The 25466-nt window shown below is 63.6% G+C and carries 24 protein-coding genes and 1 tRNA gene; 8 read left to right on the forward strand and 17 right to left on the reverse strand.

The annotated features are described in order from the left end of the window. Positions 1–94: 94 nt before the first annotated feature. The 3 genes from BLS13_RS03875 to BLS13_RS03885 all read right to left on the reverse strand — a co-directional run bounded on the left by BLS13_RS03875 (position 95) and on the right by BLS13_RS03885 (position 3835). Complete coding sequence (locus BLS13_RS03875) at positions 95–931, reverse strand: TauD/TfdA dioxygenase family protein (RefSeq protein ID WP_176943423.1); 837 nt, start codon at positions 929–931, stop codon at positions 95–97. A gap of 139 nt (positions 932–1070) precedes the next feature. Next, positions 1071–2474: an acyl-CoA reductase gene (locus BLS13_RS03880; protein WP_093449941.1), complete on the reverse strand. Its 1404-nt coding sequence runs from the start codon at positions 2472–2474 to the stop codon at positions 1071–1073. Continuing rightward, positions 2471–3835 (reverse strand): hypothetical protein, encoded by a 1365-nt coding sequence (locus BLS13_RS03885; protein WP_218123227.1) that lies wholly within the window; start codon positions 3833–3835, stop codon positions 2471–2473. Before BLS13_RS03885 ends, BLS13_RS03880 begins: the two co-directional genes overlap by 4 nt. Before the next feature lie 111 nt (positions 3836–3946). On the opposite strand from BLS13_RS03885, the gene BLS13_RS03890 reads away from it, so the two are divergent. Next, positions 3947–4597 (forward strand): TetR/AcrR family transcriptional regulator, encoded by a 651-nt coding sequence (locus BLS13_RS03890; RefSeq protein ID WP_256325703.1) that lies wholly within the window; start codon positions 3947–3949, stop codon positions 4595–4597. Positions 4598–4636: 39 nt separating this feature from the next. On the opposite strand, the gene BLS13_RS03895 is transcribed toward BLS13_RS03890, so the two are convergent. Together BLS13_RS03895 and BLS13_RS03900 are read right to left on the reverse strand one after the other, a co-directional pair. Beyond that, positions 4637–4713 (reverse strand) — tRNA-Pro (locus tag BLS13_RS03895). A gap of 116 nt (positions 4714–4829) precedes the next feature. After that, positions 4830–6086 carry an MFS transporter gene (locus BLS13_RS03900; protein ID WP_093449944.1) on the reverse strand — a complete coding sequence of 419 codons (1257 nt, stop codon included), beginning with the start codon at positions 6084–6086 and terminating at the stop codon, positions 4830–4832. A 142-nt stretch (positions 6087–6228) separates the two neighbouring features. Here BLS13_RS03900 and pnuC point away from each other — a divergent pair, with 142 nt between their 5' ends. From pnuC to lepA, 3 genes are all read left to right on the forward strand, one after another. Beyond that, entirely contained in the window at positions 6229–6825 is a 597-nt protein-coding gene (gene pnuC / locus BLS13_RS03905; protein WP_256325693.1) for a nicotinamide riboside transporter PnuC, read from the forward strand. After that, a complete protein-coding gene (locus tag BLS13_RS03910) occupies positions 6822–7361 on the forward strand; it encodes an AAA family ATPase (protein WP_093449947.1) in 540 nt (179 codons plus the stop codon). The genes pnuC and BLS13_RS03910 overlap by 4 nt, the downstream gene beginning before the upstream one ends. 80 nt (positions 7362–7441) lie before the next feature. Next, positions 7442–9253 (forward strand): translation elongation factor 4, encoded by a 1812-nt coding sequence (gene lepA / locus BLS13_RS03915; protein WP_093449948.1) that lies wholly within the window; start codon positions 7442–7444, stop codon positions 9251–9253. Positions 9254–9800: 547 nt separating this feature from the next. Here lepA and BLS13_RS03920 read toward each other — a convergent pair. Together BLS13_RS03920 and BLS13_RS03925 are read right to left on the reverse strand one after the other, a co-directional pair. Continuing rightward, positions 9801–10250 (reverse strand): pyridoxamine 5'-phosphate oxidase family protein, encoded by a 450-nt coding sequence (locus BLS13_RS03920; protein WP_093450157.1) that lies wholly within the window; start codon positions 10248–10250, stop codon positions 9801–9803. Positions 10251–10588: 338 nt separating this feature from the next. After that, positions 10589–11341 (reverse strand): SDR family NAD(P)-dependent oxidoreductase, encoded by a 753-nt coding sequence (locus BLS13_RS03925; RefSeq protein WP_093449950.1) that lies wholly within the window; start codon positions 11339–11341, stop codon positions 10589–10591. A gap of 113 nt (positions 11342–11454) precedes the next feature. On the opposite strand from BLS13_RS03925, the gene BLS13_RS03930 reads away from it, so the two are divergent. From BLS13_RS03930 to BLS13_RS03945, 4 genes are all read left to right on the forward strand, one after another. Then, on the forward strand, positions 11455–12384 hold the full coding sequence (locus BLS13_RS03930; RefSeq protein WP_093449951.1) for a LysR family transcriptional regulator: 930 nt from the start codon (positions 11455–11457) through the stop codon (positions 12382–12384). A 481-nt stretch (positions 12385–12865) separates the two neighbouring features. After that, positions 12866–13987, forward strand: coding sequence for a Gfo/Idh/MocA family protein (locus BLS13_RS03935; RefSeq protein ID WP_093449953.1), 1122 nt, complete (start codon positions 12866–12868; stop codon positions 13985–13987). Then, on the forward strand, positions 13984–15009 hold the full coding sequence (locus BLS13_RS03940; RefSeq protein WP_093449954.1) for a Gfo/Idh/MocA family protein: 1026 nt from the start codon (positions 13984–13986) through the stop codon (positions 15007–15009). The genes BLS13_RS03935 and BLS13_RS03940 overlap by 4 nt, the downstream gene beginning before the upstream one ends. Further along, positions 15006–16211: a glycosyltransferase family 4 protein gene (locus BLS13_RS03945; protein WP_093449956.1), complete on the forward strand. Its 1206-nt coding sequence runs from the start codon at positions 15006–15008 to the stop codon at positions 16209–16211. The genes BLS13_RS03940 and BLS13_RS03945 overlap by 4 nt, the downstream gene beginning before the upstream one ends. A gap of 2 nt (positions 16212–16213) precedes the next feature. Here the strand turns inward: BLS13_RS03945 and BLS13_RS03950 are convergent, their stop codons facing one another. The 10 genes from BLS13_RS03950 to BLS13_RS03995 all read right to left on the reverse strand — a co-directional run bounded on the left by BLS13_RS03950 (position 16214) and on the right by BLS13_RS03995 (position 25420). Beyond that, positions 16214–16504, reverse strand: coding sequence for a hypothetical protein (locus tag BLS13_RS03950; protein WP_093449957.1), 291 nt, complete (start codon positions 16502–16504; stop codon positions 16214–16216). 23 nt (positions 16505–16527) lie between these two features. Continuing rightward, positions 16528–17568 (reverse strand): chemotaxis-specific protein-glutamate methyltransferase CheB, encoded by a 1041-nt coding sequence (cheB, locus tag BLS13_RS03955; RefSeq protein ID WP_093449959.1) that lies wholly within the window; start codon positions 17566–17568, stop codon positions 16528–16530. Between the two features lie 31 nt (positions 17569–17599). Further along, complete coding sequence (locus tag BLS13_RS03960; RefSeq protein ID WP_093449960.1) at positions 17600–18049, reverse strand: chemotaxis protein CheW; 450 nt, start codon at positions 18047–18049, stop codon at positions 17600–17602. Positions 18050–18074: 25 nt separating this feature from the next. Further along, complete coding sequence (locus tag BLS13_RS03965; RefSeq protein ID WP_093449962.1) at positions 18075–18443, reverse strand: response regulator; 369 nt, start codon at positions 18441–18443, stop codon at positions 18075–18077. Between the two features lie 89 nt (positions 18444–18532). Beyond that, on the reverse strand, positions 18533–19099 hold the full coding sequence (locus BLS13_RS03970; protein ID WP_093449963.1) for a chemotaxis protein CheD: 567 nt from the start codon (positions 19097–19099) through the stop codon (positions 18533–18535). Then, entirely contained in the window at positions 19087–20112 is a 1026-nt protein-coding gene (locus tag BLS13_RS03975; protein WP_093449965.1) for a protein-glutamate methylesterase/protein-glutamine glutaminase, read from the reverse strand. Before BLS13_RS03975 ends, BLS13_RS03970 begins: the two co-directional genes overlap by 13 nt. After that, positions 20109–20972 (reverse strand): CheR family methyltransferase, encoded by an 864-nt coding sequence (locus BLS13_RS03980; protein WP_093449966.1) that lies wholly within the window; start codon positions 20970–20972, stop codon positions 20109–20111. Before BLS13_RS03980 ends, BLS13_RS03975 begins: the two co-directional genes overlap by 4 nt. After that, on the reverse strand, positions 20969–23230 hold the full coding sequence (locus BLS13_RS03985) for a chemotaxis protein CheA (protein ID WP_093449968.1): 2262 nt from the start codon (positions 23228–23230) through the stop codon (positions 20969–20971). Before BLS13_RS03985 ends, BLS13_RS03980 begins: the two co-directional genes overlap by 4 nt. Beyond that, positions 23227–23523, reverse strand: coding sequence for an STAS domain-containing protein (locus tag BLS13_RS20595; RefSeq protein WP_176943424.1), 297 nt, complete (start codon positions 23521–23523; stop codon positions 23227–23229). The genes BLS13_RS03985 and BLS13_RS20595 overlap by 4 nt, the downstream gene beginning before the upstream one ends. 28 nt (positions 23524–23551) lie before the next feature. Further along, positions 23552–25420, reverse strand: coding sequence for a methyl-accepting chemotaxis protein (locus BLS13_RS03995; protein ID WP_093449971.1), 1869 nt, complete (start codon positions 25418–25420; stop codon positions 23552–23554). Positions 25421–25466 lie beyond the last annotated feature (46 nt).

Here is a 25466-nt window from a genome sequence, read left to right on the forward strand (position 1 = left end):
CCCGGGGCGGCCCTGCGGGCGCGCTCCGTGCAGCGTGCGGCGCCCCGCCCCGACGGACTTCCAGCGCCCGCAAAATGCCGGCGCTGGAAATCTTTCAGGTACGGTCGTAAACGGGGCGCTCGTACTTGAGCTTGGGAATCGGCGCGATGACCTTGCGCAGCGTGCGGGTCGGACCATCCAGCGCGACCTCGCCGCGACCATGCTGCACGGCGAGGTTATCCAGGACCAGCAGGTCGCCATTGCGCCACTCATGCTCATAGACGCGGTCCGGAGCATAGAGTTCATCGAACAGTTCCTGCAGCACCGCTTCGCCTTTGTCGCCTGGAAGCTCAACGATTTCGCGCGTGTTCTGCTGGCTGACGTAGAGGATGGGCTGACCCGTGCGCGGGTGCGGGAGCGTGATCGGTGTCACGCGTGAGCGTTCCTGGTCGCGCTTCGGACTGGCCAACTCTGCGCCGCCGCGATTATATGCCTGACCGCTGGCCTGCACAGCGTGGAGGTCCTCGACGCGGTGGCGCAGATCGTCGGGAAGGCGCTCGAAGGCTGAGACACCGCTTGCAACCGAGGTGCTTGCGGAGCCGGGCTCGACATTGGTCGCGTAAAGCGAAAGCACCTTGAGCGGCTCCTCGGCCCACATCATGTCGGCATGGAACAGCAGCCGACCATATGGCGCCGCGCCGTCTTCCTTCTTGTTTGAGACGAAGAAGTTATCCCTCCGCTCAGCTGGCGGCGGACCATCGTCGTCGATGAGCATGCGGCAGAGCTTGTCCTGAAAATCGTAATCGATATCGAGGTCGCGGAAAACCAGAGCGCCGTTCTCAAAAAACGCCGCCTTGAGGAGACGACGGGTTTCGTCGTCGAATTCCTTGCCCGGGTCGAGACCGATGACTTCGGCTCCCACGCCCTTGTCGATTTTGCGGATTTCGAGCACGATTGAGGTTCCTCTTACCATTCACTTTTATCAGCGATATACGCCGACATCCAAACTCCCGCCACCTCCTATTGAGTCCGCTGGGCTCACCCGCAAGAGCAGACAGAAGCGCCCCAGGATCCTGGCCGAAGACCTGGACTTACTCGGCCAGGCCATCCTCGTGCACGATCCAATGAACGAAGCGATGCATAGGATACATGGCGTCATGCGGCGCGCCTATGGACATGCCGCCAGCGTCGCCCAGCCGGACCACCCGCTGCGCGCCCCCGCTCGCCAGGCCGTCGCGCAGTTCGACCTGACGCGCCGGCGGATAGATGCCAACGGTCTGGGTCGCCACGTTCACGAACCTGAGTGCCTGCTTCAGGGACGGGACCATGACCACATTGGCCGTCTTGCCGATAGGGTGGAAGTCCACCGGATCGTCCGATCGGATCACCAGCCCGCTCCCGTCGGCGACGCCCCAGACGCCGAATTCATCGTCCATCATCCGCAGCGTCTCGACCTCCTCGGCCAGGTCGCGCGGCAGGGCCGGCGCCTTGCTCGTGCTGGCGGTGTGTTCCAGCAGCTTCTGGCTCAGCCGTTCGCAGAAGCGGTCGACCTTGTTGCGCTCGCCTTCGATGAAGATGAAGCGGCTGGAGGTGCAGGCTTCCTGGTTGCTCATGCCCACGTCGCGGGCGGCCGCGCCGGCGACCTGGTCAAGGGTTGCTTCCGACTCGAAGACCTCCTCGCCGATCATCGATATTGAGGTCTTGGGGTCGAAGGAGACCAGCTGGAGGCCGGGCATCAGATATTTGATGACATTGCTGATGGCGTCACCGCCGCCCCAGGCGACGATCTTGTCGAAGAATTGTGGCCGGTAGATCGCCCGCTCGACCGCCTCGTCACCGCCCCGCCAGTACACCGCCGACATCGACCTCGGCACCGGATGATCGGGGTCAACCTCCAGCATCGTCCGCAGGAAAGCCACCGCCATGAAGGGGTCGCTCGAGCCCATCTTGAACAGGTTCACCGCCTTCACCATCGCGCCGAAGGCGATCGACTGGATGGCCGCGACGGGCGAATTGCCCGGCAGCACGTGGATCAGCCGCGGCGGAAAGGCACGCACGAAGCTCCGCCGGCCCTGGCTGTCGATGCGCGGGCTCCAGTCGTCGAGGACGCGCGGATCGGCGAAGTTCTGCTCGACATGTTCCATCAGGATGTTCTTGTCGAGGAAGTGGGCCGCGAACTTCAGGTTCGCGTCGAGGACCTTCGGCGTCATGACGTTGGTCATGGCGATTCGGTCGACGCATTCCTGCAGGAACGGGTTCCGGGCGAGATCCATGCGCTGCCCCGTCTCGGCCAGGAAGTCGATGATCTCCGCCAGCGGCACATCGAACAGCGGACCGGGTTGCGTCCTGGGCGCGACGACGGCGTCAAGATCGAGGCCTGGCGTCACGAACTCCACGTCCAGATCGCGCGACCGGTGGCGGGCGTCGGCGCCTTCAACCACCTTGCCCTGGATGAAGAAGGGGGCGCTGACGGCGGTGTCGGCAATCTGGTTCATGACACGCCCCGCACATAAGCGTCGATCGCACCGGCGCAGGCGATCTTGTCGCCGCTTGCGCCGTCGGCGTAACGCTGGATGTCGTCGGCGATCGACGGGCTTCTGGCGCCGCATGCGCAGCGCTCCCAGGTGACGCGGACCTTGTCGCCGGAGATGACCCCGCCCCAGCGGCCGTCAAGCGACAGGTCGAAGAAAGCGGCGCGGCCTTCCACCTCGCCGGTTTTCGGCGGCTCGATCAGCTTCTCCCCGGCCTCGTCCAGCAGTAGCAGCATGGTCCAGGCCGGCATATGGTAGCGACCGCACCGGCAGCGTGGCGCGTTGGAGTTCAGTTCCTGCATGCCGTAGCCCATGATGGTGTTCTGCGGCGACAGGTTGAACGTCTGCGAGATGACCTCGCGATAGTTCGCCGGAACCTGCGCTCGTTTGAGGCCGCCGGTCATGTACACGGTGTTTTCGGGGTGAAAGTCCTTGGCGGCAAAACCGCGGGCGCGCACCCCCTCGGCCAGGCGGTAGAGCGCCGCGAACATGGTGCTGATGTGCAGCTTCTCATGGCGGTGTGCGATGACCGCCTCGACCGTCTGCTCGATCGCCGAGTCCATCGCCTTCTGCCGCGCCGCCGACTCCGCCTCGTAACGGGCGATTTCGCTGGGCGTCGCGATCCCATCGGCCAGCTTCTTGCGCAGCACGATCATTTCCGTGACGGCACCGACGGTGATCGTCGGCGTGTTCGGGGTGAGAGGAGCCAGGCCCTTGGCGGCGATCGCCTCCATCATCGGCCGGCCGCTCGCCCGGGCCCGCGGCGAGGAAGCGGTCTGGCCGATGCCGACGATGCGGCGATCCTGGTTTGGCTTCAGCCCGGCCCAGATCAGCGCCTGCAGCAGGCTCTGGCCGGAGAATTCGAGGTCCCGCGCGTTTGCGGTCATCATCGCGCACTTGCCGGTCGTTCCGCTCGAGCAGGAGACATAGTGGCCCTGGCTCTCCAGGCGACCGAGCCAGTCGTCGAGCCCGTTCACATCGGACGTGTCGATCGGCTCGACGCGGCCAGTGGTGACGGTGTCGAGCCAGCGGCCCATCCGGTCCCACTTCTGTTCGGTGAGCCAGCTTTCGGGATAGCTCTTATACGCCGTGTGCGCGAACAGCAGCGGGACGATGTCGCTCGCCTGCCGAACCTGCGAGACACCGCCGGCCTCGGCCCGATTGCGCAGCAGTTTGATCTTGTCGATCCGGTCCTGAAACCGCTCATTCATCGCCTCGAGCTGCAGGGGCAGCATCTCGGCGATGTCGTAATCGAATGCGGCCTCCGTCCTGGCCACCTCTAACAGCGCGTCCACCTTGGAGGTGACATCCACGGCCGTGTTCATGCATAATCTCCTGTGACGGCTTGCCTCTTGCGGGCTTTGCTCAATAATAGCACCTGATGGTTCTACTTATGGGTGGGCGCCGCCGGGGGCAAGGAGAAAACATTGCAGCAGGTGGATTTGCGTTCCGCGCCGCGCAGCCGCGCCGGGCGCCCGGCCAAGGCCGAGGCCGAGCAGCGGCGCACGCTGGTGCTCGATCGCGCGCTCGAAGTCTTCCTGGAGCGTGGCTATGAGGGCGCGACGGTCGAGCTGATCGCGGCGGCCGTCGGCGCCAGCAAGCGCACCCTCTATGCGCATTACGAAGACAAGACTGCGCTCTTCAAGGCGGCGGTCGAGCGCGCCATCGAGCTCTACGCCGAGCCCGAGGGGCTGACGATCATCGAGAGCGACGACATTGAGGAGACTCTGGTCGCGCTTGGCCGCATGCGCCTGGCGCATGTGGTCTCGCCGGTGGGCATGCGCCTGCAGCGAATCCTGAACGCAGAAGCCTACCGATTCCCCGAGATTTTCGAATGGGCGATCGAACGGGGCAGCCGGCCCATGAACATCCTGCTCGCCGCCCTGCTGCGCCGCCATGCCGCACTCGGCCGGATTGAGGTTGGCAGTCCCGAACGTGCGGCTGCCGTGTTCCTCAGCATGGTGGTCGGCGGGCCGGCGCGTCTGCTGCAAGCCGGCGGCCGGATCGATGAGGCGGAACTCGAGGAATCGGTGCGCTTCGCGGTGCGCTTGTTTCTCAGGGGCGCTCTGGTGCGTCCGGCACCGTGAAGCGGTCACCACTTCAGACCGCTAAGCTGTTTGAAACGATGGTCGGGGAGAGAGGATTCGAACCTCCGGCCCCTGCCTCCCGAAGGCAGTGCTCTACCAGGCTGAGCTACTCCCCGACGGAGTTCCGGTCCTTGAAACGGCTGCGGGAGCCGACCGGATTTGGCCAAGTCGGGGCCGTATAGGTGCGTCGCCGGATCGTTGCAAGAGGCTATCAGCGGCCGCGCGTGCGCAATCAGGCAAGGCGTGGCTGCGCCTGCCGCGCGAGGGCGATAGCCATGACGGCGGCGAGCACGCCGAACAGGCCGGCGATCATGAAGGCGTATTGATAGCTACCGGTCTGCTCGCGGATCAGCCCGGCGCCGAAGGCGGCGGTGGCGGCGCCAAGCTGGTGCCCGGTCATCACCCAGCCGAACACGATCGGCGCGCGCACCTCGCCGAAATGGCGGTTGGCGAGCGCGAGGGTGGGCGGGACGGTGGCCACCCAATCGAGCCCGTACAGCACCGCGAACACGAGCAGGCCGTCGGTGCTGAAATCGAGGAATGGCAAAGCGATCAGCGAGAGCCCGCGCAGCGCATAATAGACGAACAGCAGCCGGCGCGGATCGTAGCGATCGGTGAGCCAGCCCGATGCGGTGGTGCCGAACAGATCGAAGAACCCCATCAGCGACAGCAGCCCCGCCGCCGCCACGGCCGGGATACCATTATCGCCGCAATAAGCGATCAGATGGGTGCCGACGAGGCCATTCGTGGTGAGGCCGCAGATGAAGAAGGTGCCGAACAGCATCCAGAACATCGGTTGCCGCGCGGCATCGATCAGCGTGTTGATCGCCAGCATCGCACCGCGCGGCGGTAGCGCCCTGGCCGGCGCACCCGCTTCCTCGCCATAGCGCGCGATCCCGATCGCCGCCGGGCTTTCGGGTACGAACAGGAACACCAAAGGCATCAGCGCCACCGCGCCCAGGCCGACGAACCAGGCCACCGGCGTCCAGGCGCCCGCGCGGGTGAGCCAGGCCATGAACGGCAGGAAGATCAGCGCGCCGGTCGCCGTGCTCGCGGTCAATAGCCCCATCATCAGCCCCTGCCGCTTCGCGAACCAGCGGTTGACCATGGCGGCGCCGAGCACCGGGGCGATCGCGCCGGTGCCGATGCCGGACATCACGCCCCAGGTCAGGATATATTGCCATGGCCGGGTCATGCCGAGGCTCAGCAGGGTCGAAATCGCCATCAGCCCGAGGCCGAGCATCATCGTCCGGCGAATGCCGAGCGTCTGCATCAGCGCCGCCGCGAAGGGCCCGGTCAGGCCGTAGAGAAAGATACCGATCGCCGCCGCCGCCGAAACGGTCGTGCGGCTCCAGCCGAAATGCAGTTCGAGCGGCAGGATCAGCACGCTCGGCGCCGATCGCAAGCCGGCCGCCACCAGCAGCGCCACGAACGTGATCGCGATGACGACGATGGCATAGGATGGGGCCGAGGCCCGGCGGTAGAGCATGTCGCGTCCTGCTGACGGAGGAGGGCTGGGCATAACCGGATTTCGGGCAGACATCGCCTGGAACAGGAAATGGGGAAATGGCGGGTTTGTGTCAATCCACGCATCTGGCCGGCCGGGTGGGGCGCTGCTATTCGCGATTCCCGTGGACAGTCTTCAATCGCTTGCCGTCACGCTTGGCTTTACCGACCGGCTGGAATTGCTCGCCGCCGCGCTGGGCCTTGCCAATATCGTCCTGCTCGCGCGGCGCAACATCTGGAACTACCCGTTCGCGATCGCGATGGTGATGATCTACGCAGACATCTTCCTGCGCGCCAAATTGTACAGCGATGCGCTGCTCCAGATCTTCTTCCTGATCGTCAATATCTATGGCTGGATCGTCTGGGCGCGATCGAAGGCCGACAGCGGCGCCGTCGTCGCACGGGCCTTGTCGGCGCGGCAGCGCGTAAGCTGGGGCTTAAGCGGCGCCGCCGGCATCGCGCTGTGGGGTGCGGCGATGGCGCGCTTTACCGATGCCGCCCTGCCCTGGTGGGATGCATCGATCGCGATCACCAGCGTCGTCGCGCAGATCCTGCTGTCGCGCCGCTATTGGGAGAATTGGTTGCTGTGGATCGCGGTCGATATGGTGTCGATCGGGGTCTATGCGGTGAAGGGGTTGCGGGCGACGGTCTTGCTCTATGGGATCTTTCTCATTCTATCGGTGTGGGGTTATGTCGGCTGGCGGCGGAGCGCTAAGCGATGATCGGCGGCGTCCGGCTGATCTGCCTGCACGGCCCCGAAAGCACCGGCAAGTCGACCCTGGCCGAGGCGCTGGCGCGGCATTTCGACACGATCTGGGTGCCCGAATATGGGCGCACGTATTGTGAGGAGCATGGCACCGATTTCGCGATGAGCGATCTGGTGGCGATGGCGAAGGGGCAATATACCGCGACGCTGGCGGCGATCCCGCGCGTGCGCCATGGGCTGCTCTTCCTCGATACGGATCCGCTGATGACCGCCGTGTGGGCCGACATGACGTTCGGCAAGCGCGATCCGTGGTTCGATCGTTTTGCCGATGTGGCAGATCTCTATCTGGTGCCGGGGATCGACCTGCCGTTCGCGCAGGACGATCTGCGGCTCCACGGCTCCGCCGAGGCGCGGCAGCTTTTCTACGATCTCAGCGTTGCCGAACTCGATCGCCGCGGCGTGCGCTGGGCGACCGTCGACGGCCCGGCCGGGGATCGGCAGGCCGCCGCACTGGCGGCGATCGGGGCGGCCGGCATCGCGCCGATCGACTGACGGCCCGCGCCGCTTTTGCTTCTGGCGCCGGGGATGCTATGGCGCCCGCAATTCCCTCGCATGCATGAGAATCCCACCCCGTGACCGTTCCGATCGACCGTATCCGCAATTTTTCCATCATCGCGCATATCGATCATGGCAAATCCACGCTCGCCGACCGGCTGATCCAGCAGACCGGCGGGCTCACCGAGCGCGAAATGTCCGCGCAGGTGCTCGACAATATGGATATCGAGAAGGAACGCGGGATCACGATCAAGGCGCAGACCGTGCGCCTGAATTACACCGCCAAGGACGGCATCGAATATACGCTGAACCTGATGGACACGCCGGGCCATGTCGACTTCGCCTACGAAGTGTCGCGGAGTCTCGCGGCGTGCGAAGGCGCTTTGCTGGTGGTCGATGCCGCGCAGGGCGTCGAGGCGCAGACGCTCGCCAATGTCTATCAGTCGATCGAGCATGATCATGAGATCGTGCCGGTGATCAACAAGATCGATCTGCCCGCCGCCGAGCCCGACAAGGTGAAGAAGGAGATCGAGGATATTATCGGCCTGCCCGCCGACGACGCCGTGCTCGCCTCCGCCAAATCCGGAATCGGCATCACCGACGTGCTGGAAGCGATCGTCACCCGCATTCCGCCGCCCAAGGGCGATCGCGATGCGCCGCTCAAGGCGATGCTCGTCGACAGCTGGTACGATCCCTATCTGGGGGTCGTGATCCTCGTGCGCGTGATCGAAGGCGTGCTGAAGAAGGGCCAGCTGATCAAGTTCATGGCCACCGGCACCCAGCATCTGATCGATCGGGTCGGCTGCATGCGGCCCAAGCTGGAGCAGCTGACCGAACTCGCGGCCGGCGAAATCGGCATCATCACCGCGCAGATCAAGGAAGTCAGCCAGACCGCGGTCGGCGACACGATCACCGACGCTAAGAAGCCGACCGCCGAGGCGCTACCGGGCTTCAAGACCGTGCAGCCGGTGGTGTTCTGCGGGCTGTTCCCGGTTGACGCCGCCGATTTCGAGAAATTACGCGACAGCCTTTACAAGCTGCGCCTCAACGATGCCTCGTTCAGCTTCGAGGCCGAGAGCTCGGCGGCGTTGGGCTTCGGCTTCCGCTGCGGCTTCCTGGGCCTGCTCCATCTCGAGATCATCCAGGAGCGGCTGACCCGCGAATATGATCTGGACCTGATCACCACAGCGCCGTCGGTGGTGTACAAGATCAAGCTGGCCCACGGCAAAGGCGAGATCGAGCTGCACAATCCGGCCGACATGCCTGACGTCATGCAGATCGCGGCGATCGAGGAACCGTGGATCGAGGCGACGATCTATGTGCCCGACGAATATCTCGGCTCGCTGCTCAAGCTGTGCCAGGATCGGCGCGGCATCCAGAAGAACCTCACCTATGTCGGCGGCCGCGCGCAGATCACCTATGAACTGCCGCTCAACGAAGTGGTGTTCGATTTCTACGACCGGTTGAAATCGATCAGCCGCGGCTATGCGAGCTTCGACTATCACCAGATCGGCTATCGCGAGGGGGACCTCGTCAAGATGAGCATCATGGTCAACAGCGAACCGGTCGACGCGCTCAGCATGATCGTCCACCGCGGCACCGCCGAATCGCGCGGCCGCGGCATGTGCGAGCGGCTCAAGGATCTGATCCCGCGCCACCTGTTCAAGATCCCGGTGCAGGCCGCGATCGGCGGCAAAGTGATCGCCCGCGAGACGATCGCGGCGATGCGCAAGGACGTGACCGCGAAATGCTATGGCGGCGATGCCAGCCGCAAGCGCAAGCTGCTCGACAAGCAGAAAGAGGGCAAGAAGAGGATGCGCGAGTACGGCTCGGTTAGCATCCCGCAGGAGGCGTTCATCGCGGCGCTCAGGATGGGGGATGAGAGTTGAGCGCCCGCGTGTAGCGAGGGGATTGCGCAGCACTCGCCGAGTAGCACGCGATCAGGCGCCAGCTCGGCCGACGACCGGCGGGACTTTCCCCGGCCGTGTCGTTCGAAGGCGCGGCTTTGCCGCGACGGGCTCGGGTGAATGCAGGCAAGACATCAAGAGGTGATTTGTTAATTCTGTTACAAAATAATGTGCGTTAAGTAATTGTAATAACTCATTTTTCATGGAAATTGCTGCAAAAATAAATTTTGCAAGGCTGGAGGCGCCCGAAGCCCATGCCGGCCACGCCAATATACCCGATCTGCCCCCATCCACACAACCGGTTTGGCAGCGGCCCTCAGGGCAATCGGGTGAACAGCAACTGAGCGCCCAAAAACCTGTCATCCCGACGAAAGTCGAGCTCCATGGACACGAACCGTCGCATTTCCCACCGGAACGGCGCCAATCTTCCTCCTACGCGCGCATCCATGGATCCCGACTTCCGTGGGGATCACCGATATTATGCAGCAAATGAACCAACGGTAATTCACGCCCCTACGCTATCGGGTGGCTACACAAGTGTATCCGAAACGACGGCATGGCTGCCCTCTTCGTCCGCCCTGATCTTGCCTCCGAAAAGCAGCTTCAGCTTTCCGGTCAGCGACATATCGGCCTCCCATAGTTCGGCTTCGTCGATGGAGAAGCGAAGCAGCGCGAGATTGGGATCGGTCTTTCCGCCAGGAAACCACGCCTCGACCGGCTTAGACCAAAGCTTGTCGATCATGGCCGGATTGTTGTCCACCGCGACGCGGCCCGACAGGCAAGCGAAGAAGTCCTGCCCCTTCGACACGAATTGAGCCATCGCTGCCCCACCTTTCGCCAAGCGGTTATCCTTGCCGATGAAGAACCAGATCGTGTCTACCTGGTCCCTGTCGAGCTGCGCGGTCAACGGTTCTGAATGGCTTCGGCCGTCCGCGAGACCGATCATAATAATCGGCCCCTTTTCAAGCTTGTCCCACATATGCTGCTTCAGCTTTTGTGTATTAACCGCCACTTCAATCTCCTCAGGCTGAGCAACAGACAACGCGAGGGATCAATCTGGGTTTCGCGTCACAACGGGCGATAGAAGACAAAAACCGCAATCCGTCCTTTCCTGTGTTTCGCGGATCGGTACACCGGTATGGTGAGCAACTCGCGCGGATAACCTGCCGGTCGGCAATACGCCTCAGTATCGGCCGTTGGAGATCTCTTTATCCGACCTGAAGGCGGCCGTCTGTTTATTGGCTCGCCTTTACCGCTGAACGTGGATGACGTTCTCATGAGGGAGGAACGCCATCCGCTTCACATCGAAGGCCGGGTTCAGATCTGAACCTGACCACCATCAACGAAGAGCTCGACGCCGTTGACGAAGCTCGCATCATCGGATGCCAGGAACAGCACGGCCTTGGCGATCTCCTCCGGCTGGCCGACCCGCCCGGCGGGGATCAGGCTGGCAAGATAATCCTTGGTGCCCTGGGCTTGCTCATCGCCACCGAACAGTTCGTTCAGACCTGCGGTGTCCGTGACGCCCGGGCTGACCGTGTTCACCCGGATGTGGCGGTCCTTGAGGTCGAGTATCCAGGTGCGGGCGAAGTTGCGCACCGCCGCCTTCGTCGCGGAGTAGACGCTGAAAGCGGGCGTACCCGACACGCTGACGGTCGATCCCGTCAGGACCACGGCGGCACCGTCCTTGAGAAGCGGCAGCGCCTTCTGCACGGTGAAGAGGACGCCCTTCACATTGGTGTCGAAGATACGCTGATAGTGCTCTTCGGTGATTGCACCCAAGGGCATCATGTCACCACCGCCCGCATTGGCGAAGACCACGTCGATCTGGGCATGCCGCTGCTGGACCGCGTCATAGAGCCGGTCGATGTCGGTAAGGTTGGACATGTCACCACGCACGCCGGTGACACGGCCCTTGATCTGCTTGATGGCCGCGTCCAGCGTCTCCTGACGGCGGCCGGTGATGAACACCGAAGCGCCCTCGGCGGCGAACGCCTTTGCCGTGGCGAGCCCGATGCCGCTCGTACCGCCGGTTACCACCACCACCTTGTTGTTGAACTTGTCCGTCATCGTCTGTCTCCTTGAGTTTCCGGCGAAGCGCCGGTGCCCCCTCAGATGAGCCAAGAACGATGATGCCTGTAGATGGCAAATATGGCACTTAGCGTTCTACTGGAGGAACGCTGGTGAAGATCGACCTTAACGACTATGCCTATTTTGCCGAAGTCGTGGCCCATGGCGGCTTTGCCGCCGCCGGTCGCGCCCTGCGCGAACCCAAGTCGAAGCTAAGCCGACGCATAGCCGGGCTTGAGGAACGCCTGGGGCTGCGCCTGATCGAGCGATCGAGCCGCCGGTTTCGCGTGACCGACACGGGGCAGGCCTTTTACGAGCGATGCCGCGCTATGCTGGCCGAGGCCGAGCAGGCGGAAGCGCTCGTCCTCCAGGCCCAGTCCGAACCCCACGGCCGCATCCGCTTCAGTTGCCCCACGGGCATGGTGGAGCCGATCTCCGACCTGATCTCTTCCTTCCTTGCCCGCTACCCGAAGGTGCGCCTCCGGCTTGTGGCGACAGATCGCGCGGTCGACCTGATCGAGGAGCGGATCGACCTCGCGCTCCGGGTGCGTGCCACGCTCGACAGCGATGCCGCGCTGACGATGCGGTCGCTAGGCAAATCGACCCGCATATTGGTCGCCAGTCCCCAGATCGCGAGCCGGCTGGCCACCATCGACGAGCTTGCCTCTCTACCGGCGCTGGCAACCAACGACGATGCAGACGATCTCGAATGGCATCTGGAGACGGAAGACGGCCGCAAGCAGGTCGTCCGCATCGCGCCGCGCATGGGATGCGCCGACATGACAGCCGTCCGGAACGCCGCGATCAATGGCCTGGGCGTGGCGATCCTTCCCGATCATGTTTGCCGGGACGCCCTTTCAACAGGGCGCCTCGTGCGCGTGCTACCAGCCTGGCGCGGGCTGCAGGGGATTGTGCATCTCGTCTTTACGACACGCCGGGGTTTGCCACCCGCCGTTCGCGCGCTCATCGACCATCTGGCAGCAGGTTTCCCCCGCGATATTGGAGGTGAGCTACGAGAGGCGGCTATTGGCAAGCAGTCCTGAGTCCGCGACGGTATCACCGATGATAGCCTTCGATCAGCCCTGGGCTGCTGATTAGCCTGAACGGCAGAATTTCCTTTCTTCGGTCATTCCGGAGCGGGCTGGCGAACGTCGTCTTCTGGTCGGGAGCAGATAGAGAAATCGACCGATGGCGAATGGAAGCTGAGCCATTTTCTTCGACCAAAAACCGTCAATCCGCTCACGGTCCAGTCTTCCCGTTCGGAGCCGCCGTTCCGCGCGGGCGCCGAAGCATTCGCAGTCCACCCATGGCGGACATCGCACTTGGTTCAATTGCTACATGGTGCCGGGGATGACGGCGTAGGATGCCGCCACGCCATTCACCCGATGACCCTGAACCATCAGATCGAATCGAAGAACTCGCCGTCCATCGCGACATCCGCCACCGGTCCAACCCAGATCAGCGCCAGCTGCCGATGCAGCACAGGGGCTGGCGCGGTGCGCCTGCGCTGCTAAGTTCGTTGCCATGGCGGGCTCACCAACGAAAATTGCGATCGTCGGCACCGGCTATGTCGCCGATCTCTATATGCCATCGCTGCGCACCTTCCCGAAGCTGCAGATCATCGGCGCGTGGGATATCGATGCCGCCCGTCTTGCGGCCTTCACCGCGCATTGGGCGGTTCCCGCCGCGACCAGCCTTGGCGGGCTGCTGGCCGACGCGCCGGACATCGTCCTCAACCTCACCAATCCGCATGCGCATGTCGCGGTCAACCGGGCGGCGATCGGGGCCGGGCGGCATGTGTGGTGCGAAAAGCCGCTCGCGATGACGATGGTGGAGGCCGAGGCGCTGATGGTGCTGGCCCGGCAGCACGATGTCCACCTCGCGTCGGCGCCGTGCAGCGCGCTCGGGGAGGCGGCGCAGACCGCTTGGATGGCGGTGCGGCAAGGGCGGATCGGGCAACCCCGGCTGGTTTATGCCGAGCTCGACGACGATTTCATCCCCGCCGCGCCCTATCGGAAATGGACGAGCGCGAGCGGCGCGCTTTGGCCGGCGGAAGACGAATTCCGCACCGGCTGCACGCTCGAACATGCCGGCTATTATCTGAGCTGGCTGATGGCGATTTTCGGGCCCGTCGACCGTGTGGTCTCCGGTTCCGCGCGGCTGCTCGATGCTGCGCAGACCGGCGCGCAGCATGACACGCCCGATTATGCGTCAGCCAGCCTGTTCTTCGCGTCTGGCATGGTGGCGCGGCTCACTTGCTCGATCGTCGCCCGGCACGATCATCGCCTGCGCATCTTCGGCGATGCCGGCGTACTCGAAATCGGTGACGCCTGGGCCAATGGAGCGGCCGTGCGGATCCGGCGGCGGCTGACCTTGCGGCGGCGGCTGGTGAACAGCCCGTTCGCTTCGCGGGTGCGGCTGAAGGGACCAATCCACCCGAAGATCGGGCGGCACGGCGCGGCATCGATGAATTTCGCGCTCGGAGTCGCCGAGATGGCCGATGCCATCGCCGAAGGGCGCGAACCCAAGCTTGCCGGCGATTTTGCGCTCCACCTGACCGAAGTGTCGCTCGCGATGCAGGCCGGCGGCGACCACGCCATGCGCACCGCTTTTGCGCCCGTCGCGCCGATGGACTGGGCCTTGTGATCGGTTTCGGAATTATCGGCACCGGCGCGATGGCGCACCAGATGGCCCGCACCATCGCGCTGTCGAAGCGCGCCCGCATCGTCCGTGTCGCTTCGCGTTCGGCAAGCCGCGGCACCCGCTTCGCAAGGCAGCACAAGATCGCGGCGTGGGGCGACGAAGCCGCCTTGCTGGCCGACCCGACGGTCGACGCAGTCTATGTCGCCGGCCGAAATGGTGAACATGCCGCCGCCAGCATCGCCGCGCTGCGCGCCGGCAAGGCCGTCTTGTGCGAAAAGCCATTTGCCTGCTCGTACGAAGAGGCGGTGGCGGTGATCGAGGCCGCGCAGACCGCTGGCAGGCTGTTCATGGAGGCGATGGCGACGCCTTTCCTGCCCGCCGTCACCGAAGCGATTGCACGGGCGACCTCAGGCGAATTCGGCGCGCCGCGGCATCTGGCGGCGTCGTTCGGCTACAAGGTGGATCGACACAGCCATCGCGGCCTGTTCGCCGAAGATGGCGGCGTGCTGCTCGACCGGGCGGTCTATCCGCTGAGCCTGGCGCTGCTCGCGCTTGGCCCCGCGATCGCCAGCGAGATCGACGGCGATCTTTATACCGACCGGAGCGGCCTGGACGTCGCCGTGCATATCCAGCTTGCCCATGAGGGCGGAGCGCGATCGGACCTGGCCGCTTCGCTGGTCGAGCGCCTTCCCAACAGCCTCTCGATCGGTTGCGAGCATGCGCAGATCAGGGTCGATGCGCCGCTGCTGACCGGCCGCCGGGTGACGATCGGGCCGCCCGTGCACGATCTCGCCGCGGCAATTGCCGATCGGCCGTTCGCGCAAAACCCCGTCGTCCGCCGCGTGGCCGACATGCTGGCCCGCCTGACCGGGAGTTGGCGCCCTTACGGCGCCAGCCCCTATCTGCCTGAACTCGAACATTTCTGCGCGCTGCTGCGCACAGGCCAGATCGAAAGCCCGATCCTCACGCATCGCCTGATGCTCGAAGTGCAAGCCATTATCAGCCGGGTGCGTTCGCCAAAATGACGCTGGCCTATCTCCTGAACAGCTATCCGATGACGAGCACGACCTTCATCCGGAGAGAGATTGCCGCGATCGAGGCCGCCGGCGTGCCGGTCAAAAGGTTCGCCGTTCGCCATTGGGCCGAACCGCTCGTTGATCCACGGGATCGCGCCGAACAGCGCAGCACCGAATATCTGCTGACCGGCCATGCCGCCGCGCTGATCGCGATGGGAATATGCGAGGCATGCACCCATCCGCTTCGACTGGCTCGGGCGGTGCCGTCGTTGATGCGTCTGATCCGGGCGGCAGGTGGCGGCGCGATTCGCCACATCGGCTATTTGCTGCAGGCCGTTCGCCTGCGTCGCCGCTGCGCCGAACTTGGCATCGACCATATTCACGCACATTTTTCGACCAACGCCGCGGCGGTCGCGATGCTCTGCCGCCTGATGGGTGGTCCGGCCTATAGTTTCACCGTGCACGGCCCGGACGAACTGGTGAATCCCGCAGCAAACGGGATCGTCGAGAAAGCGCAACACGCGCGCGATATTATCGCAATTTCGAATTACTGCCGAACGCGCCTGATGGAGGTGCTGCCGCCCGCCCAGTCGGCGCATATCGCCACGATTCCTTGCGGCGTCGATCTGGCCGAATTTGCCCGCCCCGCCGAAATAGCCGAGGACGCCGGTTCGCTACTGTGCGTCGGGCGGCTATGTCCGCAAAAGGGCCAGATCGAAATCCCGGTTGCCCTCGCGGCTTCCCTGAAGCGATTTCCCGAGCTTCGGATCGACCTGATCGGTGACGGAGAAGATCGTACCGCGATCATGGCGCGCGCCGCCGCGCTGGACGTGGCCGATCACGTCATATTGCACGGATGGCGCAGCAATGACGCCGTCCGATCGATGCTGCGTGTCTCCCGCGCGCTGCTGCTGCCGAGCCATGCCGAAGGGCTGCCGATCGTCATCATGGAGGCGTTCGCGATGGGGCGCCCCGTCATCACGACGCGGATCGCCGCCATTCCCGAACTCGTCGACGAGACGTGCGGCTGGCTGTTCGATGCCGGATCGGCCGAAGGCCTGCAGCAGGCGATCGCCGATGCGATGACGGCCGATGGCGCCCAACTCGCCCGCATGGGCGCGGAAGGGCGGCGTCGGATCGAGCAGCGGCATGATCTGCGCGATATCGCCCCACGGCTGATCGCGCTGTTCGGAACACCCCCGACACGCTGAAATCAGTGTGCCCGACGCTCCGTGAGCCCTTCGATCAGCGATTCGAGCCGGCCGGTTATGCTCTCCAGCGTCGCGGCATGGCTGGCAGCATGCATATCGTCCGACCGCAAGATCGCTCCGACCGACGCGCAGCGCTGGCCGACATAATCGAGCGCCTGAAGCTCGTTCATATGATGGCGCGCAATTTCGAAATTGCTGCACAATTTGACGCCGAGATCCTCGAGCTGCAGCCGGGCGGCGTCGAGTTCGTCGGCAAGCATCGACAAGAGCTTATCCTGGCTGATCGAGGTCATGCGGCCACTCCGTTTTTGATTTGTTAGGCTGCGTTGGCAATGCGGCGGCACGCGTCGAGCGCTGCTGCAGCAATGTCACCGAGGGGTAGTTCAAGTTCGACGGCGCCGGCGGCCTTTGCCGCGGCTGGCGCTTCATGGACCACCGACGTGGCGGCATCCTGACAAATGGTGCGGGCGCCTGTGGCGCGCAGCGCTTTCAGGCCAGCCGCGCCATCGGTCCCCATTCCGGTCAATACCGCGCCAATCGCATTCGCCCCGGCGGTTTTCGCGATCGTCGCGAACAGCAGGCTCGCCGAAGGCCGCACGCCATTCACCGGATCGGAGCGCAGCAAGCGCAGCGAAGGATTGGGCCAGCGATCGACGACGGCATGGCTGCCGGAATCGGTGACGATATAGATCGTCCCCTGCTGAAGCGCGAGACCGTCTTCGGCGAGCACCACGCCCGCAGAGCAGGATGCCTTGAGACGGCTGACCAGCGGATCGACGAAACCTTGTTCGATCTGCAGCAGGACAATCGTCGGCGGACAATTTTTCGGGAAAGTGGGCAGGAGTTGCAGCATCGCGTCGACACCGCCGACCGATGCGCTCAACGCAATGATCTTGCCGTTCCAATCGAAATGGGCGACCGACGCGACCGGGCGGGCCACCTTGACCTGCTTCACGCCGCCGGTGGAGGCGGCGATCACCAGGGCGGCGAGCTTCGGCGCAAGCGCGTTGAATTCGTCGGGCGTCGCGCTTTTCGGCTTCGGAAAGCAGTCAACCGCACCCAGCTCCAGCGCGCGAAACGACGTTTCGGCGCCTTTCTGGGTCAGTGTCGACAGCATGACCACCGGGGTCGGCCGCTCGCGCATGATCTCCTCGAGAAAATCGAGGCCGCTCATGCCCGGCATTTCGACGTCCAGCGTCACCACGTCGGGCTTCAGCCGGATCATCAGTTCACGGGCTTCGTCGGCATTTGCGGCCATACCGACCACGTCGATGCCACGCGCGCGCTCGAGCACGCCGCTGAACAGGGCCCGCATGGTCAGCGAGTCATCGACGATCAGGACACGGGCATTGCTCATTGGGGATTCCTGTCGAAGCGGAAGCGGTAATTCAGGCGGCGGCGGCCAACGGGATGCCGGCGAGATCGAAGGACAGCTGCTCGAGTTCGAGCACCATCACCATGCGATCCTCGACCGACACGAGACCTTCAAGATAGGAGGCCGTCGAATCCGCACCCAGGCTGGGTGGTGCCTGCAGATCCTCTTCGTTGATCGAAACGATGTCGTTGACGGCATCGACGATCAGACCGTGAAGCTGGTCCGCTATACGGACCACAATGATCACGTGCCGCGCCGTCGGATCGGTCAATCCCCATCCCAGCCGTGCCGACAGGTCGATCACCGGCAGCACCGTGCCGCGAAGATTGACGACACCGCGGACATGGTTGGGAACGTGCGGCAGCATCGTCGTCGGCGTCCAGGCGCGGATCTCACGAATCGCCATGATGTCTACGCCGAGATATTGTTCGCCGATCTGGAAGGTAATGAGCTGGCGGGCCATAAGACGACTCCTGCGGTCTGTTGGATCAATGCGAAACGCGACGTATGGCGGAAGCCAGCTTCTCCGGATCGAACGGCTTGACGATCCAGCCGGTGGCACCGGCTTCGCGAGCACGAGCCTTCTTCTGGTCCGAACTCTCGGTGGTGAGCACGAGGATCGGCAAATCGCGATGGCCCGGACGGGCCCGCAATGCTTCGATCAAACCGAAACCATCCATGCGCGGCATGTTGATGTCGGTTATCATAAGGTTAGGCTGCTCGTTCTTTTCGAGCCATTCCAGCGCCGCGAGGCCATCTTCGGCCTCGTGGACCGCATAGCCGCGCTCAACCAATGCGCTGCGCAGCAGCATCCGCATGCTGGGCGAATCATCGACTGTCAATATCGTCTTGGCCACAAGCGTATTCCCCGAAATCGGGCCCTTGGCCCGCGTTCTTCCTTGCTACGCCCTCCGGGTTAACACCCGGTTGCCGCAGCGCGATTTCGTCAGAAAAGTTCGACTTCGCCGATCTTGGCCGCGGCGATCGCCGGACGGCGGACCTCCACGGGCACTTCACTATCGACGACCCGGCAGCGCGCCTGACCAAGCGCTGCACGAAAATCCACACGGCGCGCGGACGTGCCCCCGAGATGACTGTGACTGAGCTGGATGCCGTCATCGTCGAGGAATTTGCGCGCGAAGCTGGCATTGCTGGTGCCGATCGCCTGCATACCGCTATGCAGATTGGCGCCGCCGTAAAGATGTGCCCGCATCCGCCCGCGAGTCGCGCCATGTTTGAGCATGTCGTTGACCAGCAGCTCCATCGCATAAAGGCCGTAGCGTTCCGCCTCGGCCGAATCGCGGACCATGCCGGCGCGCGGCTCGGACAGCAGGAAATGGTTCATCCCGCCCACCTTTGCGAAAGGATCGTACAGGCAGCAGGCGACGCAACTGCCCAGCACCGTCGTCAGCACGACCTGGCTGTCATCGGTGACATAGGTCGTCCCCTGGATGACGTTGATCCGCCGTTCCTGAGCGAATGCATTTTGCTTGTCTTGATTCAACGGCTGCATAGATCGAGCACCGCCTTGGAAATGCGATCGAGCGGAAGCGCCTCTTCGACGGCGCCGACTTCCTGCGCAGCGCGCGGCATACCGTACACGACGCAGCTGGCTTCATTCTGGCCGATCGTGCGGCAGCCGCCTTCGCGCATCTCGAGCAGCCCCGCGGCGCCATCGCGGCCCATCCCCGTCAGGATCACCCCCACCGCGGTATCGCCGACGGTCTGCACGACGGAACGGAACAGCACGTCGACCGACGGGCGGTGCCCACTTACCGGATTCGCCTCTATCAACCGGATCGCCGGCAGCTTGGCGCCCCGAATCATCAGATGACGCGTGCCACCTGGCGCAATATAGACATGACCTTGCTTGAGCGGTTCATCATGGACCGCTTCGGTGACCCGTGGCGGACATTGGCTATCGAGCCGGGCCGCGAAGGACGATGTGAAGGTCGCCGGCATATGCTGAACGACCACCGTAGGCGGGCAATTTTCCGGGAAACCCTGCAGCAACTTCATCAAGGCCTCGACCCCACCGGTCGAGGCGCCGATCGCGACGATTTTCCCGTTGGAATGAAAGGAGTCCTCGGACCGCTTCACAACCGGCGCCGCGATCGATGTCCGGCGTCGGCTGCGCGCAGCCTGCTTGACCATCTCGGCGAGCGTACCGTCATCGGTAGCGAGAACGTCATGCAGCCCGCCCCCAGGCTTGGCATAACAATCGACGGCCCCGAGTTCGAGCGCCCGGAGGGTGGCATCGGCGCCCTTCTTGGTGAGCGAGGAACACATGACGACCGGCGTGGGACGCAGCCGCATGAGCCGCTCGAGAAAATCGAGCCCGTTCATGTGCGGCATTTCAATATCGAGCGTGATGACATCAGGATCCAGCTCACGGATCATTTCACGTGCCATATGGGCATCGTGCGCCGAACCGATCACCTCGATCTCCGGGTCCCGGCCCAGCAGAGCCGCCAGCATCGCGCGCATGGTGGGTGAATCGTCAACGACTAGGCAGCGTACGCTCATGCGCGATCCTTTCGGTAGATCGTCTGTCCTATGGATGTGAACTTGTCGGCCGCAGGGCCGATGAACCGCTCGGAGTGGCCGATATAAAGATAGCCGCCGACCACCAGTTGATCGGCCAGGCGATCGAGCAGGCGCTCCTTGGTCGGCTCGTCGAAATAGATCATGACGTTGCGGCAGAAGATGACGTCGAACTGGCCCTTCAGCGGCCAGGCGTTCAGCAGATTGAGTTTCCGGAAACGCACCAGATCGCGGACCGGCCTGGCAACCGTCACACCGCCTGTACCCGACGTCGTCCAAAGCTGACCGTAACGCGCCGGAATATCGGCACCGTTATTGCCAGGATAGATGCCCGTCTCAGCCGCCCGCAGGACATGATCGGCAAGATCGGTGGCAAGCAGCGCCACGTCGCTCTCTGCGATCCGCTTGGCCTGGCTCTTGTCCGTGCCCAGCAGCACCATGGCGAGCGAATAGACTTCCTCGCCGCTCGACGCCGCCGACGACCACATTCGAAGCTTGCCGCCCTTCATCAGCCGTTCGATGAACGGCTGGCGCAGATGCTGCTCAAAATGTTCGAAATGGTGGTTTTCGCGAAAGAACTTGGTGTGGTTGGTGGTCAGCGCCTCGATCGCACGCGTGCGTTCGGCTGCGTCGGTACGGATCAAAGCGGTGTAGTCGTGGAATGATCCGATACCCTTCTCGCGCAGCAATTTGGTGAGCCGCGAATAAATGAGCATCGCCTTGCTCTCAGGCATGCAGATCCCGGCATGCGCATGGACCATATGGGCGATCGCTTCGAAATCGGCGCGCGTATAAGGGTATTCGCTGGGGCCATCGAAAGCCCGCGGGCTGAGCTGGTTCATGCCGACATCGCCACCTGCCAGCCGCGACCGGCCGAGCGTTCACCATGGGCACGGCGCGCGGCCGTAACCGCCTCGACATCGAGGATCAGCGCCACGCGGCCATCACCGAGGATCGTGGCGCCGGCGACGCCATCGACCTGCCGGTAGTTGGTCTCGAGGCTCTTGATCACCACCTGGCGCTGATCGCGGATCGCATCGACCATCAGCACGGCCTGGCCGGCAGCTTCGGAGTCGACGACAATCAGCACGGCCTTGGTCGGGTCCGTCTCGCCGCCCGGAATATCAAGCTCGCGCGCGACGGACTGGATCGGCAGCCATGTACCGCGGACATTGAGCATCGGCTGATTGGCGCCCATCTGCTTGACCTCGCCCGGTTTCGGCCGGAGGCTTTCGATGATGTGGGTCAGCGGGATGACATAAGTCTGTTCGCCGACCGACACGATCATGCCGTCGAGAATTGCCAGGGTCAGTGGCAAGGCAAGGGTGAAGGTCGATCCCTGACCAAGCTTCGACGAGATCGTGATCCGGCCGCCCAGCGACTGGACGTTACGACGAACGACGTCGAGGCCGACACCGCGGCCGGAAATATTGGAAATGGTGGCCGCCGTGGAGAAGCCTGGTGCGAAGATCAGATTTTCGATCTCTTCGTCGCTCAGCTTGGCATCCGGCGCAACCAGGCCGCGATCGACCGCCTTGGCGAGAACCTTCTCGCGATTGATGCCGCGGCCGTCGTCGGAAACGCAGATCAGGATCCGGCCAGAACGGTGTTCGGCCGACAGACGGACCCGGCCTTCCGGATTCTTGCCGGCAGCAATCCGCTCCTCCGGGCCTTCGAGCCCATGATCGATCGCATTGCGGATCAGATGGGTCAGCGGTTCGCCGATGCGCTCGACAACGGTCTTGTCGAGCTCGGTGGCTTCGCCGTCGACCTCGAGATGGACGCGCTTGCCGGTGCTCGCCTGCAGTTCGCGCACCATGCGGGGCACGCGGCTGAACACCGAACGGATCGGCTGCGCACGGATCGACATCGCACTGTCCTGCAACTCGCGCGTGAGGTGATCGAGATCGGTCAGCTCGGTGATCTGGGCGAGGCCACAATTGAGCAAACGCTGCGCCAGCATGGCCTGCGTTATGACGAGCTCGCCGACCAGATTGACCAGACGATCGAGCTTTTCAAGATCGACCCGGATGGTCTGCGTAACGCCCACCGGCGTGCCTGCCGCACCCGTCTTGTCAGGATCATTCGCGGCCGGGGTCGGCAATGCGGCCGCGTCCACCACCGGAGGCGGAGGCGCCACGACCGGGGCGGGGCTCACGGTAGGAGCCGGCGCAGCCGTTGCAACGGGCAATGGAACGATGACATTTTCGATGGGCGCGGCAACAGCCGCCTCAGACTCATGCGAATCTTGGTTTTCGGCCTGATCGCGGATGGGATCGACCGCCGCCGGGGCGCCGAACGACAGGGTGCAATCATCGGAAACGAATTCGAAAATCTCCTCGATCGTACCACGTTCAACATTGCCGGGCATTTCGATATGCCAGCTCAGATAAGCTTCTTCGGGATCGAAGCGATCGATCGTGGGGACAGCGGTCCAGTCGACATCGCGCACCTTGCCGCCAAGATCGATCAACTCGCGCAGCAGCAGCAACGGCTCACCGCCATGTGCCATAGCGCCGCGTGTCGGCCGCATGAACAAGGCCGTAATCTCGGGCATACCTTCGGCCGAGGCGTCGGTCTCCTCCCAATCGGCGCCCGGCGACGTCCCATCGTCCAGCGCACCCATCAGATCGGCCAGATCGAAACCCAGCGCTGAATCCGCACTGTCCTGGACTTCAGCCCCGGCTGTCTCGACGACGGCCGCAACATCCTCGCCAATCGGCTTGCCGGCCGCGACGTCCTGCAGCTTCTGCAACATTTCAGCATCGTCGGGCGCAGGCTTCTCGCCGCGGATCGCGCCGACATGGTCCGCCAATATATCAAACGCTGCCAACAACACGCCGACCAGTTCGGGGGTCAGCTTATGCTCACCGCCACGCACCTGATCGAGCAAGGTTTCGAAATGGTGCGTAAAATGCTGGAGGAGTGTGAAGCCGAACGCGCCGGATCCACCCTTGATCGAATGGACCGAACGAAAGATCGTGTTGATCGTCTCGTCGTCATGCTGGCCCGATTGCAACGCGAGCAGGCCGGATTCCGCCTGGACGAGGCCTTCGTCGCATTCCTGAAAGAAGATATCCTGAATTTCTTCGAGCTTCATAGCGTATCTCCGTTACCGGATACGGCGGCCGCACCGAAAATCACCCGCCCCATGCCCGCAAGCCTGACGGCGGCATCCAACGCTGAGCCGCTATTGATTGAAAGCTCGATGCCGCGGTGCTGACTTGTCTTGACCGCGCTGGCGAGCAATTGGAGTCCGGCCTGGCCGATCTGTTCGACATCCTGGCAATCGATTTCGATCGGGCCGCCACCGGCAAAAGCCGTTCGCAACCCTTCGACGTGCCGGGAGACAGCCGTGCTGTCCATGATCGGCGACAAGCTCATCCGCGTCATTCTGCTGATCCTTCTTGAAGTGCCGCTCTCAGAACTCGGTCCAGTCCCCGTCCGGCTCTTCGACCTTGAGCGCGAGATTGCCGATGGACTGCCGTGGAGCGGCCTTGGCCGTCGCCCTTTTCGCCTTCGGCGCGTCATACCGCGCGACCCCCGCGCTGGCATCCACACCGAGCTGGAACCGCCCCACGAGACGGCCGAGCTGATCGGCCTCGGACGTCAGGCTGCGCGCGGCCGCCGTCGATTGTTCGACCATTGCAGCGTTTTGCTGCGTCGTGCGATCCATCTCGCTGACGGCTACGTTGACCTGCTGGATGCTGCTGGCCTGGGCGTCCGAAGCCTGCGAAATGCTCGCTGCGAGCGAGCTGATCTCGGCAACCCGCGTCAGGATGCGATCGAGGGCCTCGCCGGTCTTGCCGACCAGCTGAACGCCACCGGTCACCTGCCGGGTGCTGTCGGTGATAAGATCCTTGATGTCCTTGGCCGCATCGGCCGAACGCTGCGCCAAGGCCCGTACCTCGTTTGCGACGACGGCAAAGCCCTTACCCGCGTCGCCAGCCCGCGCCGCTTCGACACCGGCGTTCAGCGCGAGCAGATTGGTCTGGAAAGCGATGCCATCGATCAGGGTCACGATCTGGCTGATCTTCTGCGAGGAGGAGGCAATGCCATCCATCGCGACGATCGCTTCGCGGACAACCTTTCCGCCTTCTTCGGCGTCACCATGTGCAATTCCGACCAGCTGGTGGACCTGTTCCGCACTGCGGGCCGATTTTTGAACCGACTGGGTGACCTGGTCCATCGCCGCGGCCGATTCCTCAAGGCTCGCAGCCTGTTGTTCGGTGCGACGCGAGAGGTCATCGGATGCCGCGCTGATTTCGTTCGAGCCCACGCCAATGCCGTTGGCCGACGCATCGAGCTGCCGCATGGCCGACAACAATTCGCTGGTCGCGGCGTTGAAATCGTCCCTCAGGCGCTCATAGGCGGGCAGGACCGGTTCGGTGATCTGCACGGTGAGATCGCGTTCGGCGAGGCGGCGGAGGCTGTCTGCCACCAGCGTCACCACACGATCCTGCTCGGCATCGGCTTCGGCCTTGGAGGCTTCGATCTGTTCCTTGGCGATCGCCGCGGAGCAGAATACTTCGACAGCCCGAGCCATCGTGCCGAGTTCATCCTGGCGGCCATAGCCGGGGATACCGCTCTTGTGATCGCCTTCCGCCAGATCCGTCATACGCTGGGTCAACCGAGCGACAGGCTTCGAAATTCCGACGCGGGCGATGAACAGACCGAAAGCCATGCTGAGAACGACACCGGCCACGCCGCTTGCGATTACGATCTGCAACGTCTTGCGCGATTCAGCCTGGAGCTCCGCCGTTGCCTTGGCCGCCGTCGCCTGATGCTGATCGTTGAACGAGACCATCGCATCGGAGAAGTCGGCAATGCCCATATCGACATCGACGAGAACGGCCCGCGCCTGATCGTCGAGATCCTGCATGCCGAGGGTCACGGCCTGCTGATTCTTCTCGTTCAGCTGATCGAGCTGTTCACGTAGCGGCGCGACCTCCTTGGCGATCATCGGATCGGATTTGATGGCCTCATCGAGGCTCTCGACAGCTTCCTCATAGGAGGACTTGGCCATCACCCTGGCGATCTTGGCTTGTTTCGAAGTGCCGTCATAGGCTTCAGCGCGATAGCCGGCATAGGCCATCTCGACAGCGAGTCGATTTGCCTTGGTCACCTGCTGGATCGCCGGAAGCACCGAGGTGGTGAGCTTCGAATAATCGGCTGAAAGCGAACGAAGTTGAAACGCCGCCATCGCGGTGATTCCCAGTGCAAAGATCGCCAGAAGTCCGATCGCGGCTGCAATCTTCGTCGATATCTTGCTGTTTTCGAGCAGTCTCATCTTTCAGGCCCTCAATATCCGCAAACCCAGTGCGGCTCGTGCCGCG

The organism is Sphingomonas sp. YR710, from assembly GCF_900101455.1.
Lineage (GTDB): Bacteria > Pseudomonadota > Alphaproteobacteria > Sphingomonadales > Sphingomonadaceae > Rhizorhabdus.

What these genes read in the sequence shown, in the direction of transcription:
- BLS13_RS03880 (WP_093449941.1), bottom strand. Translation starts at nt 2,474, where the DNA reads ATGAACCAGATTGCCGACACCGCCGTCAGCGCCCCCTTCTTCATCCAG.
- BLS13_RS03885 (WP_218123227.1), bottom strand. Translation starts at nt 3,835, where the DNA reads ATGAACACGGCCGTGGATGTCACCTCCAAGGTGGACGCGCTGTTAGAG.
- BLS13_RS03900 (WP_093449944.1), bottom strand. Translation starts at nt 6,086, where the DNA reads ATGCTCTACCGCCGGGCCTCGGCCCCATCCTATGCCATCGTCGTCATC.
- BLS13_RS03910 (WP_093449947.1), top strand. Translation starts at nt 6,822, where the DNA reads ATGATCGGCGGCGTCCGGCTGATCTGCCTGCACGGCCCCGAAAGCACC.
- BLS13_RS03920 (WP_093450157.1), bottom strand. Translation starts at nt 10,250, where the DNA reads ATGTGGGACAAGCTTGAAAAGGGGCCGATTATTATGATCGGTCTCGCG.
- BLS13_RS03925 (WP_093449950.1), bottom strand. Translation starts at nt 11,341, where the DNA reads ATGACGGACAAGTTCAACAACAAGGTGGTGGTGGTAACCGGCGGTACG.
- BLS13_RS03935 (WP_093449953.1), top strand. Translation starts at nt 12,866, where the DNA reads ATGGCGGGCTCACCAACGAAAATTGCGATCGTCGGCACCGGCTATGTC.
- BLS13_RS03945 (WP_093449956.1), top strand. Translation starts at nt 15,006, where the DNA reads ATGACGCTGGCCTATCTCCTGAACAGCTATCCGATGACGAGCACGACC.
- BLS13_RS03950 (WP_093449957.1), bottom strand. Translation starts at nt 16,504, where the DNA reads ATGACCTCGATCAGCCAGGATAAGCTCTTGTCGATGCTTGCCGACGAA.
- cheB (WP_093449959.1), bottom strand. Translation starts at nt 17,568, where the DNA reads ATGAGCAATGCCCGTGTCCTGATCGTCGATGACTCGCTGACCATGCGG.
- BLS13_RS03960 (WP_093449960.1), bottom strand. Translation starts at nt 18,049, where the DNA reads ATGGCCCGCCAGCTCATTACCTTCCAGATCGGCGAACAATATCTCGGC.
- BLS13_RS03970 (WP_093449963.1), bottom strand. Translation starts at nt 19,099, where the DNA reads ATGCAGCCGTTGAATCAAGACAAGCAAAATGCATTCGCTCAGGAACGG.
- BLS13_RS03975 (WP_093449965.1), bottom strand. Translation starts at nt 20,112, where the DNA reads ATGAGCGTACGCTGCCTAGTCGTTGACGATTCACCCACCATGCGCGCG.
- BLS13_RS03980 (WP_093449966.1), bottom strand. Translation starts at nt 20,972, where the DNA reads ATGAACCAGCTCAGCCCGCGGGCTTTCGATGGCCCCAGCGAATACCCT.
- BLS13_RS03985 (WP_093449968.1), bottom strand. Translation starts at nt 23,230, where the DNA reads ATGAAGCTCGAAGAAATTCAGGATATCTTCTTTCAGGAATGCGACGAA.
- BLS13_RS20595 (WP_176943424.1), bottom strand. Translation starts at nt 23,523, where the DNA reads ATGACGCGGATGAGCTTGTCGCCGATCATGGACAGCACGGCTGTCTCC.
- BLS13_RS03995 (WP_093449971.1), bottom strand. Translation starts at nt 25,420, where the DNA reads ATGAGACTGCTCGAAAACAGCAAGATATCGACGAAGATTGCAGCCGCG.